17 protein-coding genes and 1 tRNA gene are annotated in these 16,164 nt (G+C 59.6%); 1 reads left to right on the top strand and 17 read right to left on the bottom strand.

From position 1 onward, the window contains the following. Both ISN74_RS03035 and ISN74_RS03030 read right to left on the bottom strand, forming a co-directional pair. Window positions 1–1,539 carry a pilus assembly protein TadG-related protein gene (locus ISN74_RS03035; protein WP_188797274.1) on the bottom strand — a complete coding sequence of 513 codons (1,539 nt, stop codon included), beginning with the start codon at window positions 1,537–1,539 and terminating at the stop codon, window positions 1–3. 208 nt (window positions 1,540–1,747) lie between these two features. Continuing rightward, window positions 1,748–2,035: a pilus assembly protein gene (locus ISN74_RS03030; protein WP_188797272.1), complete on the bottom strand. Its 288-nt coding sequence runs from the start codon at window positions 2,033–2,035 to the stop codon at window positions 1,748–1,750. A gap of 431 nt (window positions 2,036–2,466) precedes the next feature. Here ISN74_RS03030 and ISN74_RS03025 point away from each other — a divergent pair, with 431 nt between their 5' ends. Continuing rightward, on the top strand, window positions 2,467–3,471 hold the full coding sequence (locus tag ISN74_RS03025) for an OmpA family protein (protein WP_188797269.1): 1,005 nt from the start codon (window positions 2,467–2,469) through the stop codon (window positions 3,469–3,471). 228 nt (window positions 3,472–3,699) lie between these two features. On the opposite strand, the gene ISN74_RS03020 is transcribed toward ISN74_RS03025, so the two are convergent. The 15 genes from ISN74_RS03020 to ISN74_RS02950 form a co-directional block, all read right to left on the bottom strand. After that, window positions 3,700–3,775 (bottom strand) — tRNA-Lys (locus ISN74_RS03020). Between the two features lie 52 nt (window positions 3,776–3,827). Next, window positions 3,828–4,508, bottom strand: a complete 681-nt coding sequence (queC, locus tag ISN74_RS03015) for a 7-cyano-7-deazaguanine synthase QueC (protein WP_188797267.1) — start codon at window positions 4,506–4,508, stop codon at window positions 3,828–3,830. A gap of 182 nt (window positions 4,509–4,690) precedes the next feature. Beyond that, entirely contained in the window at window positions 4,691–5,386 is a 696-nt protein-coding gene (queE, locus tag ISN74_RS03010) for a 7-carboxy-7-deazaguanine synthase QueE (protein ID WP_188797265.1), read from the bottom strand. 10 nt (window positions 5,387–5,396) lie between these two features. Then, window positions 5,397–6,137 (bottom strand): tol-pal system protein YbgF, encoded by a 741-nt coding sequence (ybgF, locus tag ISN74_RS03005; RefSeq protein ID WP_425488828.1) that lies wholly within the window; start codon window positions 6,135–6,137, stop codon window positions 5,397–5,399. 104 nt (window positions 6,138–6,241) lie between these two features. Beyond that, window positions 6,242–6,751 (bottom strand): peptidoglycan-associated lipoprotein Pal, encoded by a 510-nt coding sequence (pal, locus tag ISN74_RS03000; RefSeq protein WP_188797261.1) that lies wholly within the window; start codon window positions 6,749–6,751, stop codon window positions 6,242–6,244. 255 nt (window positions 6,752–7,006) lie between these two features. After that, window positions 7,007–8,329: a Tol-Pal system beta propeller repeat protein TolB gene (gene tolB, locus ISN74_RS02995; protein WP_188797259.1), complete on the bottom strand. Its 1,323-nt coding sequence runs from the start codon at window positions 8,327–8,329 to the stop codon at window positions 7,007–7,009. An 8-nt stretch (window positions 8,330–8,337) separates the two neighbouring features. Next, window positions 8,338–9,276, bottom strand: a complete 939-nt coding sequence (locus tag ISN74_RS02990; protein WP_188797257.1) for a cell envelope integrity TolA family protein — start codon at window positions 9,274–9,276, stop codon at window positions 8,338–8,340. Window positions 9,277–9,531: 255 nt separating this feature from the next. Then, the gene (gene tolR / locus ISN74_RS02985; RefSeq protein ID WP_188797256.1) at window positions 9,532–9,978 is read right to left on the bottom strand and encodes a protein TolR; all 447 of its coding nucleotides are present in this window, start codon (window positions 9,976–9,978) and stop codon (window positions 9,532–9,534) included. 14 nt (window positions 9,979–9,992) lie between these two features. Then, window positions 9,993–10,679 carry a protein TolQ gene (tolQ, locus tag ISN74_RS02980; protein WP_188797254.1) on the bottom strand — a complete coding sequence of 229 codons (687 nt, stop codon included), beginning with the start codon at window positions 10,677–10,679 and terminating at the stop codon, window positions 9,993–9,995. 67 nt (window positions 10,680–10,746) lie between these two features. Continuing rightward, window positions 10,747–11,160, bottom strand: a complete 414-nt coding sequence (gene ybgC / locus ISN74_RS02975; protein WP_229678967.1) for a tol-pal system-associated acyl-CoA thioesterase — start codon at window positions 11,158–11,160, stop codon at window positions 10,747–10,749. Continuing rightward, on the bottom strand, window positions 11,153–12,202 hold the full coding sequence (ruvB, locus tag ISN74_RS02970) for a Holliday junction branch migration DNA helicase RuvB (RefSeq protein ID WP_188797251.1): 1,050 nt from the start codon (window positions 12,200–12,202) through the stop codon (window positions 11,153–11,155). The genes ybgC and ruvB overlap by 8 nt, the downstream gene beginning before the upstream one ends. 113 nt (window positions 12,203–12,315) lie before the next feature. After that, window positions 12,316–14,166 carry a potassium transporter Kup gene (locus ISN74_RS02965; RefSeq protein ID WP_425488844.1) on the bottom strand — a complete coding sequence of 617 codons (1,851 nt, stop codon included), beginning with the start codon at window positions 14,164–14,166 and terminating at the stop codon, window positions 12,316–12,318. A 54-nt stretch (window positions 14,167–14,220) separates the two neighbouring features. Continuing rightward, window positions 14,221–14,817, bottom strand: a complete 597-nt coding sequence (gene ruvA, locus ISN74_RS02960) for a Holliday junction branch migration protein RuvA (RefSeq protein ID WP_188797249.1) — start codon at window positions 14,815–14,817, stop codon at window positions 14,221–14,223. Further along, window positions 14,814–15,335, bottom strand: a complete 522-nt coding sequence (gene ruvC / locus ISN74_RS02955; RefSeq protein WP_188797247.1) for a crossover junction endodeoxyribonuclease RuvC — start codon at window positions 15,333–15,335, stop codon at window positions 14,814–14,816. Before ruvC ends, ruvA begins: the two co-directional genes overlap by 4 nt. 30 nt (window positions 15,336–15,365) lie before the next feature. Further along, on the bottom strand, window positions 15,366–16,097 hold the full coding sequence (locus ISN74_RS02950) for a YebC/PmpR family DNA-binding transcriptional regulator (protein WP_188797245.1): 732 nt from the start codon (window positions 16,095–16,097) through the stop codon (window positions 15,366–15,368). Window positions 16,098–16,164 lie beyond the last annotated feature (67 nt).

Raw genomic sequence — 16,164 nt, 5'->3', positions numbered from 1 at the left:
CTATATGCACGGGGCACCCGCGCCATTGCTTATCGCTACTTCTTGACGGATCGTGCACTTTGTATCGATCAGGCGCGCCTGCCAATACGGACTGAACAAGCTGCCGATTTCACGCTCTGGATCCGTCAAACGAGGAAACAGGCTGCGCGGCCGGCTGAAATAGGTTTGCGCCGAGGCCATCGCGGTGATGCCATTGGAAACGGCCTGATCCGTCGTCTGAAAATCCGGTGGACCGCCAATGCCCGATACGTTGCTACTGGTTTGCACGGTGTTCATCGCTTGCGCTACCAGCACGGTGAATATCGGTCCCTCATCCATCACACTCACGCCATTGGCCGATGCACTTTTGCCGTTGTCGTAAGGTACGGTCGCCTTGTTGGCAAGGATGTCGTTGTAGTCGGGAAGCCCTACCGTTGCACCGGGCGTCTCGAAAAAAGGCTTGATCCACGGTTCGCCATCCTCCGTCGGTTGCGAAAGCGCCAGGCCGCTGGCCTCACCATTGCTCAGTGCACCGCTATATGGCGCGTAGCGCTGATTCGTGGCGTATTGCGGATCGTTGCCCTGATAGGGTCCGGACCAGCCTGGATCTTGGCGCGCAAGCGACGAGAACGACGCGGCAACATTGTCGACGCCCGCGCCACCGCCCCACGCAATGGGCGTGTCGAATTTCACCTCATGCGGCGGAAATCCGGTAAGCCCACAAATGAACGCAGGACAGGTGAATTCGATGTCGAGCGTGTCCAAACCTACCCAACTGTGATAGTTGGCCAGATCGGTACCACCATACTTCTTGATCCATCCAAACAGGAAGGAACCATCGCGCTGCCGCGAAAAGGGGTCGCGCGCCTCCATCACCACATTTTTCAGACGCTCTGCACCGGCGTTCCCTGAACTACCGTTGCTGGGAATCGTGTAGCGGGTCACATACGCGCTCGCGGCAAGCGTGTCCTGCGCAAGAATGCCAATTCCCATTGTGGGAATCGACGCTTGCGAGTCGTTGAGCGTAACGACATTGCGCGCCACGTTTGAGGCATCGGCGGCAGCACCCACGGCCACCACTTCAGACATGTCGGCGTAGACGCCATTGAGATCTGCGACCGCCATAGCCGCGGCATCGAACAACTCTTGCTCGACATTGCGGCCTTCTTCGAGGCCAGTCTTGGCTTCCTGCAAAGCTTCCACTGCGCCTTCAATCACCTCGCCCACGCCGAAGAATATGGTCACGATGGCAATGACCTGCAAGGCATCCTTCATGTGATCGGTCGCGCTGATCGCGAAGTTCGTCCACGAATACCAGCTCACCATTTGCGCCATCGCCACTTCGTTGGCGACGGACGCGCGATTCATGTATGCAATCACGTTGAGCGCACGTGCTTCCTGTACCGCTGCGCTATAGGCAGCCGCATCGGCTGTGTTGACCAATTGCACTTTCTTGGTGACCACTTGGCCGGTGTCGAACAACACCACCAGGCCAAGGCACAGCACCAGCAAACTTACGACGACAAGGATCAACGCCTGTCCCGTAGCTTTACGCGACAACAAAAGCTGCCCTCGCGCGTGAGCGCGGACAGCTACGCATGCAGCCACCCTTCGCGCGCATGGTTGCGCACGTCGATTCCATCCGTTCATGGCACACACCCCAACATGCCCGTTTAGCTGAAAAATCAGCTTATTTGGGCAAATCGATTGGAATGTGCGGCACCTGCGGGGTACCGCACACTTGCTAACATCTCAGGGATTGAGCGGTTTAGCCGCCCGTGCCAGTTACTTGGTTGTCGTAACTGTTGAGTGTCTTGTCTTTCGAACCCTGCGTCGAAGCCTTGCCGGCGGCCGACTTCGCATTATTGATATCTGGCGTTGCATCAGTGCCAGATAATTCGTGCGCCATACCGCCAACCTGGGCGCGTACCGTGTGACCAAAATAGGTGACGGCTGCAATAGCAGCAATGGCAATCAGGGCGGTAATAATGATGTATTCCGTCATGCCCTGCCCGCGTTGACGGATACGAAACGATTGCTTACTACGGTGATTCATCGGACTTCCCCTAACGCTCGTGAGTGCTCGTCCATGACGAGACAAGTCGGGTTGATGAAGCACATGCCCCCCTGGGCTGTTCTTTAACCGCACATGCACCGACGCCACATTCAATTCCGCTGTGACGACAGCGTCGGAGAAGCTATCAGTCAAGTACGAATAAGTTGTTAAATCTTGCGACTTATTCGCGAAAAATTGTGATCCCCGTCTACATATTCATGAAAGATTCTGCGTTGTGAAAGGTTTTGCTGTTTTATTTCACGAATGTGAAGATGATTTCTCTTCTTTCCGACCATCGAAACAACGAGTAACACCCGTCAGCTCGATGTAAGCATTTGAATATGTTTGTCGTCGCGCTTTTCAACATCGATGGTTGAACTGTCCATCCCGGCTTGTATATGGTCGCAAGTTCTCCCATCGATGGATCGATCATGAAACGACGCCGATTTGAACTTCTTTGTTTCGCGTTTAGTGCTTTCGCTTCGCTCGCTGTCATCGCCGACGCTCCGCAACACGATTTGGCCGGGGCACACGATAATCCCATCGTTTCACGCTTCGCAGGCTCGGTGATCGTGGGCTACAAGGCGGTCGACTTTGATTCACTTACCGTCCCCCTGGCGCCTTTCGATAATGGCGCTTTTGGTAAATCTGAAACTGCGCAAGGCCATATCACCCGCATCGCTTATGCCGCGCCGGCCGGCAAGTCGGTGTTTGAGATCGCCAGCAATTTCGAGCAAGCACTGCAGCATGCCGGTTTCCAGAAGCGTTACATGTGCAACAGCACGTCCGGTAATTCCGGATGTGGTAATGGAGCTGCCATGTCTGCGGCTTTGATGCCCGAAGCGCTGGTGCACAGCCTCAGTCCAAACACCGCCGACGAAAACACCATGATCGACACGCTGTGGTCCAATGGCGGTCCCGTGTTTGTCGAGTCAGCCCGGCTTGATCGACCGGAAGGTCCCGTCGATGTCGTCCTTTTCATCAACGGCAATGAAGGCAAGCCGGCCGGCATCTACCTGCAAATCTGCGAAGGCAAGGCCATGGCCGCCGGAGAGGTGACTGTCGACGCCAAGGCCATGGCACAAGGACTATCGCAGCAAGGGCATATCGCGCTCTACGGCATCCATTTCGGTACGGACAGTGCCGTACTCAGTGCCGACTCCACGCCGACGCTGCAGCAAATGGCGGCATTGATGAAGTCCCGCCCGACTCTCAAGGTGTATATCGTCGGCCATACCGACAATACCGGCACCCTGGAGCACAACCTCGCGCTTTCCACACAGCGCGCAGAGTCGGTCGTCAAAGCGTTGCAGGCGCTAGGCATTGCGCCAAGCCAGATGTCTGCCAAAGGATTGGCTTCTTTTGCGCCCATAGCAAGCAACACGACCGATGATGGCAAGACGAAAAATCGCCGTGTGGAACTCGTGGAGCAATAATTCTGCGGATTCGAGTGGCGGCCAAACCGCGTCGCCACCAGCCATGACCATCCTTATCCAGCTCGCTGCCAGGGGCAATGAACTCAAGCCGCAGGCAAGAGGAACTGCCACCCTGTCGTTGGGCTGCGATATTGCATATCTGTGCCGCTTGTGTGGCGCGGAAGTCACCACGCTCACCTCTGACCCACAAAAAAAGGGACTTACATAACTGTAAGTCCCTGATGCAATTGGTGGGCCGTGACAGATTCGAACTGTCGACCAATAGATTAAAAGTCTACTGCTCTACCGACTGAGCTAACGGCCCGCAAAAAGTTAGCCCGCAATTTTATGACCTGGACGCTCGCGGCACAAGCCAATCAGGCATATCGGGTGGGATCGGGCAGTCCTGCCTTGTGAAATCCATCAGCGCGCAGGCGGCAGGCGTCGCAATGGCCGCAGGCTCGGCCTTCGGCGTCGGCTTGGTAGCAGCTCACCGTGGCCGCGAAATCGACCCCGAGGCGCTGCCCTTCCCGGGCGATATCGGCCTTGCTCATGGCCATCAGCGGCGCATGGATACGGATGCCTGCGCCCTCCACACCAGCCTTGGTCGCCACGTTGGCAAGGTGCTCATAGGCCTCGACAAAGGCCGGACGGCAATCGGGATAGCCCGAGTAGTCCACCGCGTTCACGCCGCACCAGATATCCGTGGAACCCAGTACTTCGGCCCAGCCCAATGCGATCGACAGCATGATGGTGTTGCGGGCCGGCACATAGGTCACCGGAATGCCTTCGCCACCCTCCTCCGGCACATCGATATCGGCCGTCAGCGCCGAACCGCCGATGCTGCGCAAATCGACGTGCACGGTCTTGTGCTCGACGGCACCAAGCATCTTGGCTACGCGTGCGGCGGCTTCAAGTTCCGAACTATGGCGTTGCCCATAAGCGACGCTCAGGGCGTGCACTTGGTAACCCTGTTCGCGGGCGATGGCGATGGTAACGGCCGAATCCATACCTCCTGAAACGAGGATGACGGCCTTGCGGGAATGCGTTGCTGACATGGTTGTAATCCAACAGATGAAACGGCCGATCACCGGCCGGGGAACGCCGTCGGCAGCACAGGCCGGGACGCATGGAACTAGAGAGAGGCTAGCAAAAGACGCTAGACGCCGACGTCCTTCGATCAAAGACAGCCTGTGCAGTGATCTTGCCTCACCGTCTTCCCGGCGAAGGCCAGAGGCGCTCAGTGCCCCGGTGCATCGTTCCACAACAGCTTATGCAGCTGCAGCTGGAATCGCACCGGCAACTTGTCCTCGATGATCCACTCCGCCAGCGCACGCGGTTCCACCGCACCATGCACGGGCGAAAACAACGCCATGCAGCGTTGATCGATCGCGTGCTCGGCCACCACACCACGCGCCCATTCGTAATCGGCACGGCTGGCAATGACGAACTTCACCTGATCGTGCGGCAGCAGATGATCGAGGTTGGACCAAAGATTGCGCTTGCTTTCGCCGGAGTCCGGCGCTTTTAGGTCCATCACTTTGCGCACGCGCGGATCGACCGTGGATACATCGATAGCGCCGGAGGTTTCCAGCGACACGTCGTACCCTGCGTCGCAAAGTTTCTCTAGCAGAAGGAGGCAGCGTTTCTGAGCCAACGGCTCGCCCCCGGTAATGCAGACATGTTTCGCGCCATGTGCAGCGACTTCGGCAAGGATGTCGTCGATATCGCGCCAGTTGCCGCCGTAGAACGAGTACTCGGTGTCGCACCACACGCAGCGCAAGGGGCAGCCGGTCAGGCGTACAAATACAGTACGCCAGCCAATGGCGTCCGCCTCACCCTGGATCGAATGAAAGATCTCGGTGATGCGCAAACGCTCGGCTGTCGATGAAGCCGACGTGGTGGCATCCACGTTTGCCTGACTGACCATCGTCATGACCTGCGCCTCAGCGCGATGGCTGCTGCGACAGTCTGCGCAGCCGTTCTTGCGCCAGCTTGGCCGCGTTGGAGTTGGGATACTTGGCGACCACCGATTTCAGCGTGGCGACGCCAGCATCGTTCTGTTTCATCTCCAACTGGCTGTAGCCGAGCTTGAGCGTGGCATCGGGCGCCTTGTCGCTCTGTGGATACTGATTCAGCAGATGCTTGAAGGCTTCCACGGCGACTTGGTAATTGGTCGTCGCGTAATACGATTCGCCAAGCCAGTAGAAAGCATTCGGAGTCAGCGCGTCGTTCGGGTATTTCTGGATGAATTCCCGGAACCCGCGCGAAGAAGATACGTAATCGCCACCCTTCAAGGACTTGAAGGCAACGTTGTACGCGTTGAGTGCAGCAGACTTTTCCGCAGCCGATTCGGCCGGAGCCGATGGCGCAGCTGGCGCCGCCGGATTGGCAGCAGCCGTGCTGGCAGCGGCGGGCGACGAGGCCGGTCCATTGCTGCTGGCGGCAGGTGCCGGATTGGCGCTAGCCGTTTTTTCCAGACGGCCAACGCGGCTGTCCAGATCGGTGTACTGAGCCTTGTTCTGGTCTTGCAACTGCTGCACTTGATGCTGCAGTTCTTCAATCTGCCCCTGCATGTTCTGCATCTGCGACTGCATTTGCTGAAGCTGGTTGAGCAGGTTGGTTCGATATTGATCCTGGTTCTGCTGTTGTTGCTCAAGCCGAGCAACCCGGTCGGCCAGGCTCATGGGAGAATCCTGAGCCTTTGCAGGCGCCATAAACAGCATGGCGGACGCCAAGGCGCCCGCCATGCTGAGACCGGCCGTGAAACGATTAGCCAGCCGAAACACCATTACTCAGCCGTGTAGACGATCTCGACACGACGATTCTTGCTCCAGCAATCCTCGTTGTGCTCGCGGCACACCGGCTTTTCTTTGCCGTAGCTGATCACGCTGATCTGGCTGGCCGAACCACCGTTGGCCTGCAGAGCGCTGGACACGGCGTTGCCGCGGCGCTCGCCGAGGCCGAGGTTGTATTCACGCGTACCGCGCTCGTCGGTGTTGCCTTCCAGACGCATCTGAGCGGTCGGGCGATCCTGCAGGTACTTGGCGTGGCACTGCATGATCTGCGCGAATTCCGGCTTCACTTCGTCCTTATCGAAGTCGAAGTAGACAACGCGCTGACGCAGGCAAGCGTCAGTCTGGAGGTCAGCCGGGGTGTACTTGCCGGTGCCCTGGGGAGCAGCGGTTTCCGTGGCCGGCGCTTCGGTGGTCGGCTGGGGCTTAACTTCCTGTTTCTTGGAGCAGGCCGCCGCGCCAACGCAAAGCAGGGCGACCAGGGCGATACGAACGGTCTTATTCATGGTGACGTTCCTTCAAACGGGTTTGATTTCCGACAGTCAATGACGATTGCGGTTACGGGACAGTCATCGCCGGTAGGCCGGCTGTTTTATTTATTTTTCTTACACTTTCAACTTACGGCCACGCATTGTACTGCTTAAGGCCGCTGTGGAGCGAGGCTAGAAGCCACACTACACGGTGGCCGGAACACGTCGATGCGTCCCGAGCCCCTCCTGGAGTATCTGGCCACCACCCTATGGGTGACGGCCAGATGGAATTCAATTCTTGCGATAGGGTCCCCACGCCGGCTGGCGGACATCGCCGTCGGCAAGCATCAGCCGCTGCCTGACCATGCCATCGTCCGAAACGGCGTACAACACGTCCCGGGCTCCATCGGTGGCGGCATAGATCAGCATGCTGGCGTTCGGTGCAAAGCTTGGTGATTCGTCAATCGGACCGGGCGAAATGAAACGCACCTGCCCACCAAGGGTCTGGTCCACGATGGCGATACGATACACGTTCCCGCTGGCCTGCACCATTGCCATCTGCTTGCCGTCATAGCTGATCGCCGCATCCAGGTTCTGCTGGCCCTGGAAGGTGACCCGTGTCGGCGTACCGCCAGCGGCCGACACCTGGTAGATCTGCGGACGACCGGAACGATCGGACGTGAAATAGATACTCTGGCCATCAGGTGCCCACACCGGCTCGGTATTGATCGCCAGGCTGCGCGTCAGACGGGTTTCCTGGCGGCTGCCCAGATCCATCACATAGATCTCAGGATTGCCGGTATAGGACAGCGACAGGGCGAGCTTGCTGCCATCCGGCGACCAGGCCGGGGCGCTGTTGATGCCCTTGCCGCGACCGGAAATGAGCTGGCGCGCACCGGTGGAAATGTTCTGGATATAGATGGCCGAGTTGCCGCTTTCGAACGAAACGTAAGCAATACGACTGCCATCGGGCGACCACTTGGGCGACAGCAGTGCTTCATGCGAGCGAGCCACTACCTGCGGGTTGTAGCCATCGGAGTCGGCTACGATCAACGAATAGTTCTGGTTGGCGCCAGTACCCACCGAGGTGATGTAAGCGATGCGGGTCCAGAACGCGCCGGGGATGCCGGTGACCTGCTGGAAGATGGCATCGGCAATCTGGTGCGCCACGCTACGCAGATCGCTGACCGAAGCCGGGGGCATGGCCGCGCCCAGCAGACGCTGCTGGCGGTTCACGTCCCACAGTTCGTATTCGACGGACACCATGCCGTTGCCCGCATCCTTGATGCGGCCGATCACGATGTAGTCCTGCTTGAGCAGACGCCAGGTGGCGAATTTGATGTCCGAGCCCTGGCTTGGCTGCTCGACGATCTCACTCACCGCCAGCGAGCGGAATTTGCCGCAACGGTTGAGATCGTTGCGAATCACGTCGGCCACATCGGTCGGTAGCGGTGAGCCTCCTTGCTGGGCGAACGGCACCACGGCAACCGGCGTAGCGGTCTTGACGCCGCCGACGATCTGCACGTTCAAGGTCTGTGCGGTGGCGGGACCGGCGATCAGGCCTGCGACGAGCAGCAGGATGAGGGTAAGTAATGATCGGGATGATCTGCGCATGGGCTTGCTCACTGCGGGGTGAAGGTGAAATCAATTTCGCGCTGGAACACGCTTTCGAAGCCCTGGTAGGGCAGCGGTTGCGCGCGGAGCACGGCGTCTTCGACGGATTTCTTGCCAGCTGCATCATAAGGACAGGTGGGTGATGCCTTGGCGCTTATCACCTGACCGCCCGGAAGCTGCACGATGTGGACCACGCACGGCGCGTTCGGCATGTTATCCGGCCGCAACCAATTCTGTGTGACGGCGTTCTGAATCGACGCCAGATATTGCGACAGCAGCGTGCTGTTGGAATTGTTGCCGGTCTGCCGCTGGGCCGCATTGGGTAGATCAGGCTGGCTATTGTCCTGTGCGTTCTTCAGGTCCGCCAACTGCTGCTTCGCCTGCTTGGCCTTGGTGTCAGCCTTTTGCGTCTGCTGGGAGGCGTCGTTGAGCTGCTTGAACAGCTCATCCACCTTTTCCTGCTCCGCCTTCTTCTTGGCCGCCTGGGCGTCGAGCTCAGACTGCCGCTGACGCTCCTTCTCTTCCTGCTCCTTCTTGGCGTCCTCGGCCTTTTGCAGGGCGTCTTGCACCACGCGCTCCTGATCCACCGTATCCGGATGTTCCGGCGGCGGGGGCAATTGGCTGGGCTTCGGCGGCGGCTGCACCTGCGGCGGGGTCGGAGGCGGCACTGCCGGCGGCGGGGGCACGGTGTTTGGGATCGGCTTGACCTTTACGGCCTTGGGCGGCGGCGCGCCGGTATTGCCGATCAAGGTGGCCTCGATCGGTGGTCCCGACAGCTGCAGTGGCGGCGGCGTACAGGTAATGGGATTGGGCAGGCCCAACGCACTGAGGAATTTTTCATAACTCGTGCACGGCAGCATCGCCAGGAACAAGAAGGCGACAATACCCAGATGCAGGATGGCCGAGAGAACAACCGCAAGCGGTGTTCCTTTAGAGTCTGCTTTCATGCTCCAAACACCCCGCGCCGGAAGCTGTTTGCACGCAAGGCAAGGAAGAACGAGGGCGCGTATGTCGATACGTAACTGAGTGATGACGCAGCATTGTGGGCAAACAGACCCGGCCCAGAGGGTTGCCCCTGAGCGACCGCCATGCGCCAGCGCGCGGCTTGGCTTGACAGCCAGTCAAGCGCTGCGCCACGCACTGCCACCTGGCGACCGCTCAGGGGCAACGCGGGGGGCTTGGAGCATGAAAGCAGACTCTTGTTACGGTCGTCCATTCGGGCTGCCCGACTCCGGCGCACTCATCAAGCCGACCTTGGCGACGCCGGCCTGCTGCAACAAGGCCAGTACTTGGTAGACGCCGTCGTACTTGCCATCGCGATCACCCGCGACCAGCACACTGACATCCGGATTCTGTTGCACGAAAGCACCGACCTTGACCTTCAAGGCATTGGCGTCGATCGGTTCTTTCTTGCTGGTCCCCAGGGTGAGATACATCTGGCCCTGGCTGTCCACCGAGACGATCACCGGTTCCTTCTTGTCCTGCAGCGACTTGGCATCGGCCTGCGGCAGGTTCACGTCGACGTTGGCGTTGAGCATGGGCGCGGTCACCATGAAGATGATCAACAGCACCAGCATCACGTCGATGTAGGGAACGACGTTGATCTCGGATTTCAGTTTCAAGCGCTTATGACGCGCGGCGTTGCGCATGGTGGCGTCCTCGATCAGTTCGTGTCGTCGATCTGGATCTGCCGCTGCAGCACAGAAGAGAATTCTTCCTGGAACACTTCGTAGCGCGAAGCCACGCGCTCCACTTTGTTGGCGTAGCGGTTGTAGGCCCACACCGCCGGAATCGCGGCGAACAGACCCATCGCCGTGGCGATCAGTGCTTCGGAAATATGCGGCGCGACCACGGCAATGGTCACATCCTTCATTTCACCCAGCCCCTGGAAGGCACCCATGATGCCCCACACGGTACCGAACAGGCCCACATACGGACTGATCGAACCGACGTTGGCCAGGAATTCCAGATTGCGTTCCAGCGCACCGATTTCCTTGGTCCCTGCCACGCGCATCGCGCGCTCGGAGCCTTCGATCACCGTGCGCATGTCGGTAGCGCGGCGCTGGCGCTGGCGCACGAACTCACGGAAACCCGATTCGAAGATGTTTTCCATCCCGCCGTTGTCGCCGCCGTTGTTGCTGACTTCGCGGAACAACTGGGCAAGGTCCGCGCCGGACCAGAAACGCTCCTCGAAGGATTCGGCGTCTTGCATCGCCGCCTTCAGCTGCGCGTACTTGCGGATGATGATCACCCAGGACAGGAAGGAGAACAGCAGCAGCACCATCATCACCAGCTGCACAGGCAAGCTCGCTTCTGCGAGCAGCTTGAAAATGTTCAATCCACTGTTCATGGCTTGGGGGTTCTCCACCACATGGGCATGTCTATATGTTTGATGTTTGGGTCGGACCGGCTGGGGATCAGGCTTGAGCGATCCGGTCGGCAATATCAACCGGGATCGGGGCGGGCCGCATCCGTTTCAGATCCACGCATGCTGCTCGAACCTGCGCCTGGATCAATGCGGTTCCATCCGCCCGGGTAATACTCTGCGTGAAAAGGATACTGGCTGAACGCCGTTCTTTGACGGCCACGGTCACCGTTAGTTCATCGTCCAGCAGGGCTGGCCGGAGGAAATCAATCTCCATCCGGTGCACCATGAAGCCCAGTCCGGTGTTTTCCTTCAAGGCCAACTGATCCACGCCGAGCTTGCGCAACCACTCGGTGCGGGCGCGTTCCAGGAAACGCAGGTAGCTGGCATGGTAAACCACGCCACCGGCGTCGGTATCTTCCCAGTAGACGCGAACCGGCCAGTCGAAAAGCGTTGCTTCAGACATCTTGGCCATCCGCACTGAACAAGTCTCCGGCCTGGGGCTGACGCGGCGGGGGCGTGAGGCCCAGATGCCGCCATCCCTTCGCACTGGCCATGCGCCCGCGCGCGGTTCGTATCAGAAAACCCTGCTGGATCAGATAGGGTTCGACGACGTCTTCCAGGGTGCCGCGATCTTCGCTGAGCGCGGCAGCCAGTGACTCGACGCCGACCGGACCGCCGTCAAAATTTTCAATGATGATCGTCAGCAAGCGACGATCCAGTTCGTCAAAACCTTCGGCGTCGACCTTGAGCATGTCCATCGCCGACTGTGCCACCTGACGCGTGATGCGCCCACCCGCACGCACTTCGGCGTAATCGCGCACTCGGCGCAGCAGGCGGTTGGCGATACGTGGCGTACCGCGCGCACGGCGCGCAATTTCCGTCGCACCTTCGACTTCGCAGGCAATGCCGAGAATACGCGCTGAGCGGCGCACGATCGCAGTCAGCTCGTCGGGCGAATAGAACTCCAGGCGTTGCACGATGCCGAAGCGATCGCGCAATGGCGCGGTGAGCAGGCCCGCACGCGTGGTCGCGCCAATCAGGGTGAAAGGCGGCAGGTCGAGCTTGATCGAACGCGCAGCCGGCCCTTCGCCGATCATGATGTCGATCTGGAAATCTTCCATCGCCGGATAGAGCACTTCTTCCACCACCGGCGACAGGCGATGGATCTCGTCGACGAACAGCACATCGTGCGCTTCGAGATTGGTCAGCAGGGCCGCCAGATCACCCGCGCGCTCCAGCACCGGACCGGATGTGGAACGCACATTGACGCCCAGCTCATTGGCGATGACATGGCTCAGCGTGGTCTTACCCAAGCCGGGCGGACCGAAGATCAGCACATGATCCAACGCACCGCCGCGCTTCTTGGCCGCTTCGATATAAATCGACAACTGCTCGCGCACCGCCTGTTGGCCCAGGTACTCGGCCAGCCGCTTGGGACGGATCGACGCTTCCAGGGCGTCGTCATCCATCTGGGCGTTAGCGGTGATGATGCGGTGATCGGTCATGCGGGGATTATGGCGGAGTACGGCAGTCGCAGGTAGGTTGGAATGCGGGCCAGCAAACCCTGACATGGCGCCGTTGGGGTGTGCTCACGCTCACCCCAACCTGTCAGCCTCGGTCAGATTTCTACCTGCGTGCCCAATTCGATCAGGCGATTGCCCGGAATCTGGAAGAACGCCGTCGCCGGCAGTGCATTGCGCGACATAAAGGCAAACAGGCGATCACGCCACAACGCCATGCCCGGGCGGCGTTTGTCGGCCACCACGTTCTCGCGCGACAGGAAGAAAGTCGTGTCCATCAGATCGAACGGCAGACCACTCTTGGCACACTTGGACAGCGCCAACGGTATATTCGGATCTTCGGCGAAACCAAAACGCAGTTCCAGGCCGTAGAAGTTGCCGTCCATGGGCACCAGGTGGATGCGCTCATCGGCTTCGGCGACGGGGGTTTCCAAAATATCCACCGTCAACATCACATTGCGCTCGTGCAGCACCTTGTTGTGCTTGAGGTTGTGCAACAACGCATGCGGCACGGAGTTCTGGTTGGCGGTAAGGAATACAGCGATGCCCGGCACGCGCAGCGGCGGATGCTCGATGATGTTCTCGATGAATGGCATCAGCGACAAGCCGCCCTGCTTGATTTCGCGCACCACCAGTTCACGACCGCGGCGCCAGGTGGTCATGATGATGAAGATGCCCAGACCAAGCACTAACGGGAACCAGCCACCCGCCTCGACCTTCAGCAGGTTCGCGGAGAAGAACGACAGGTCGATGATCAACAGGCACGTGCCCACCAGGATCAGCAGCGGTAAGTGCCATCCCCACTGATTGCGCGCCACGAACAGTGCCAGGATCGTGGTGATGCTCATCGTACCGGTCACGGCGATACCGTATGCCGCGCTGAGCGCGTCGGAACTGCCGAAACCCACGACCGCCACCAGCACCATCACCAGCAAGAAGCTGTTGACCCACGGAACGAAGATCTGGCCGGACATTTCACGCGAGGTATGCACCACCGGCATGCGCAAGGAGTAACCCAACGACATCGCCTCGCGGGTCATCGAGAACGCACCGGAAATCACCGCCTGCGAAGCGATCACCGTAGCCGCCGTAGCCAAGCCGATCATCGGATACAGGAACATCGACGGCACCGCCTTGAAGAACGGGTTATCGATGGCGCTGGGATCACGCAGCAGCAACGCACCTTGGCCAAAGTAGTTGAGCACCAGCGCAGGCAGGATGAAGCTGAACCATGCCAGCTGGATGGGCCGTTTGCCGAAATGCCCCATGTCCGCATACAGCGCTTCCGCACCAGTCAGCGCGAGTACCACGCCGCCCAGCGCAACGAACGCACTCCAGCCGTGATGCACAAAAAACTCGTAGCCGTAATGAGGCGAAAGTGCGCGCAAAATACCTGGGTTTTGGGCAATGTTGTACACGCCGATCACCGCGATGACGATAAACCACACCACCATCACCGGTCCAAACAGCTTGCCCACGCGATCGGTGCCGTGCTTCTGCAGTGCAAACAGAAAGAACAGAATGACCGCGCTAACTGGCATCACCCAATGCCCCAGTCCTGGCGCAGCAACTTTTACACCCTCCACCGCCGACAACACGGAAATGGCGGGCGTGATCACGCCATCACCGTAGAACAGCGCAGCGCCGAAAATGCCAATGATGGCCAGCAGCCAGCGTAGCCTCGCGCTACCGCGCACGCCACGCAACGCCAATGCCATCAGGGCCATGATGCCTCCCTCGCCTTTGTTGTCTGCGCGCATGATGAACACCACGTACTTCAGCGACACCACAATGATCTGCGCCCAGAAAATCAGCGACAGCACACCGTAGATGCTGTCCGCCTGAGGCATCTTGCCCTCATAGTTGAGCGTGGTTTGCAGGGTGTAGAGGGGACTGGTGCCGATGTCGCCGTACACGACGCCGATGGCGCCCAGCGTCAAGGCGGCCATGCGCTTGCGGAGTTCGCCCTCGCTCATGCCCTGATTAATGTCGTGACCCACGAATTAACTCCCGAGTGCGGCGCGCAGCGCCTTGCGGATAATGGTTTCGGCGCTGTCGCCGGTAGCGGCGACTTTTTGCACCAGTCGGGTGACTTCAGCCGGCTTATACCCAAGCTGTTGCAGCGCCACGGTGGCTTCAGCGGCGGGATCGAGCGGTGCATCCGACGTGGTCGCGAAACCGGGCACGCTGGCGCCAAGACCATCCACGCGATCGCGCAGTTCCACCACGATGCGTTCGGCCGTCTTCTTGCCAATGCCTGGAATCTTAGTCAGCGCCACTACGTCACCCGCGTGCACCAGCCTCGCGAATTCCTGGGTGGAAACACCGGACAGCACGGCCAGCGAAATCTTCGCGCCGATGCCGCTTACTTTCTGCAGATTGCGAAACAAGGTGCGCTCCGATTCATGCAGAAAACCATAGAGCGCAACGCTGTCTTCTTTGACGGCATAATGGGTCAGCAAGATGACTTCCTTGCCTGTCGCCGGCAGGTCGTAGATGGTGGACATGGGCGCTTCCAGCTCATAGCCCACACCACCGACCTCTACCAGCAGCCAAGGCGGCTGCTTTGAAACCAGAATGCCTCTAAGTCGGCCGATCATCGGCGGCGCCTCCATGCGGTGCGCGGAATACCCACCCGTTCAAGGCTGGAACGAGTATGCGCATGCGCCACGGCGACGGCGAGTGCATCAGCCGCGTCGGCCTGGATCGGCCCTTTCAGTCCAAGCAATACGCCGATCATGTGCTGTACCTGCGTTTTGTCGCTGCGGCCGCTACCCACCACGGCCTTCTTTACTTCAGTTGCTGCGTATTCGTGCACGGCAATCCCCCGATTGACCACGGCGCAAATGGCGGCGCCGCGTGCCTGCCCGAGTTTAAGCGCAGAATCGGCATTGCGCGCCATGAATACACGCTCGATGCCACATTCGACTGGACGATGGGTGGCGATGATGTCGCTAAGGCCTTCAAAAATGCATTTCAGCCGCAGCGGGAAGTTTTCTTCACCCGCCACGACCAGAGCATCATGAAAAACATGTGACAGCTTGCCAGCCGCATCGACGTCGACAATGCCGATGCCCGTCCGCAGACTGCCAGGGTCGATGCCAATGATGCGAATCATTGCGCGGTAACTGTCACAACCACTGTCACCTTACGCTGCATCGGCCGGCAGCAAGGCGTTGTGATACACCTCGCTCACGTCGTCGAGCGCATCGAGCTTTTCCAGCAGATCGGTGAGCGTTTCGAGCGCTTCGCCGGTGACGGCGGTGCGACTGTTCGGACGCATCACCACGCCAGCATGCTGCGCGTCCAAACCGGTTTCGATCAACTTCTGCTGCACTGATTCGAAATTTTCCGGTGCGCAGATCACGGCGCTCTCGCCGTTTTCGTTGATCACGTCATCGGCACCCGCGTCGAGTGCCGCCTCGAACAGCTTTTCTTCTGCTGCCGTGTTTCCACCCGTCGCGAAGACCAGCTCACCGCAGCGCGTGAACTGAAACGCCACCGAACCACTGGTACCGAGGTTGCCGCCGTGCTTGGTCAGCGCGTGGCGTACGTCGGCGACGGTGCGGGTCGGATTATCCGTGAAGCATTCGATGATCAGCGCGATGCCAGCCGGGCCATAACCCTCGTAGCGCAGCTCTTCCATCTTGGCGCCACCATCGGCGCCCGAGCCGCGCTTGATCGCGCGTTCGATGGTGTCCTTGGACATGTTGGCGCCCAGCGCCTTGTCCACCGCCGCGCGCAGGCGCGGGTTGAGGTTCGGATCCGCCACGCCGGCACGCGTAGCGACGGTGATTTCACGGATCAGCTTGGTGAACACCTTGGCGCGCTTGGCGTCTTCGGCGTTCTTGCGGCCTTCGATGGACGGACCTCTACCCATGGCGATTCCTGATTGGGGTCTGGAAAGTGGAAAACGGGGGATTTTACTGCATTGCGGGAAATATCTC

The sequence above is a fragment of the Dyella caseinilytica genome, from assembly GCF_016865235.1.
In the GTDB taxonomy this organism is placed as follows: Bacteria; Pseudomonadota; Gammaproteobacteria; order Xanthomonadales; family Rhodanobacteraceae; genus Dyella_B; species Dyella_B caseinilytica.
This window is presented reverse-complemented; position numbering and strand designations above follow the sequence as displayed.

Coding starts and splice junctions, on each gene's coding strand:
- ISN74_RS03030 (WP_188797272.1), bottom strand. CDS start 2,035: ATGAATCACCGTAGTAAGCAATCGTTTCGTATCCGTCAACGCGGGCAG.
- ISN74_RS03025 (WP_188797269.1), top strand. CDS start 2,467: ATGAAACGACGCCGATTTGAACTTCTTTGTTTCGCGTTTAGTGCTTTC.
- queC (WP_188797267.1), bottom strand. CDS start 4,508: ATGTCAGCAACGCATTCCCGCAAGGCCGTCATCCTCGTTTCAGGAGGT.
- queE (WP_188797265.1), bottom strand. CDS start 5,386: ATGACGATGGTCAGTCAGGCAAACGTGGATGCCACCACGTCGGCTTCA.
- ybgF (WP_425488828.1), bottom strand. CDS start 6,137: ATGAGCCTGGCCGACCGGGTTGCTCGGCTTGAGCAACAACAGCAGAAC.
- pal (WP_188797261.1), bottom strand. CDS start 6,751: ATGAATAAGACCGTTCGTATCGCCCTGGTCGCCCTGCTTTGCGTTGGC.
- tolB (WP_188797259.1), bottom strand. CDS start 8,329: ATGCGCAGATCATCCCGATCATTACTTACCCTCATCCTGCTGCTCGTC.
- ISN74_RS02990 (WP_188797257.1), bottom strand. CDS start 9,276: ATGAAAGCAGACTCTAAAGGAACACCGCTTGCGGTTGTTCTCTCGGCC.
- tolR (WP_188797256.1), bottom strand. CDS start 9,978: ATGCGCAACGCCGCGCGTCATAAGCGCTTGAAACTGAAATCCGAGATC.
- tolQ (WP_188797254.1), bottom strand. CDS start 10,679: ATGAACAGTGGATTGAACATTTTCAAGCTGCTCGCAGAAGCGAGCTTG.
- ybgC (WP_229678967.1), bottom strand. CDS start 11,160: ATGTCTGAAGCAACGCTTTTCGACTGGCCGGTTCGCGTCTACTGGGAA.
- ruvB (WP_188797251.1), bottom strand. CDS start 12,202: ATGACCGATCACCGCATCATCACCGCTAACGCCCAGATGGATGACGAC.
- ISN74_RS02965 (WP_425488844.1), bottom strand. CDS start 14,166: ATGGCCGCCTTGACGCTGGGCGCCATCGGCGTCGTGTACGGCGACATC.
- ruvA (WP_188797249.1), bottom strand. CDS start 14,817: ATGATCGGCCGACTTAGAGGCATTCTGGTTTCAAAGCAGCCGCCTTGG.
- ruvC (WP_188797247.1), bottom strand. CDS start 15,335: ATGATTCGCATCATTGGCATCGACCCTGGCAGTCTGCGGACGGGCATC.
- ISN74_RS02950 (WP_188797245.1), bottom strand. CDS start 16,097: ATGGGTAGAGGTCCGTCCATCGAAGGCCGCAAGAACGCCGAAGACGCC.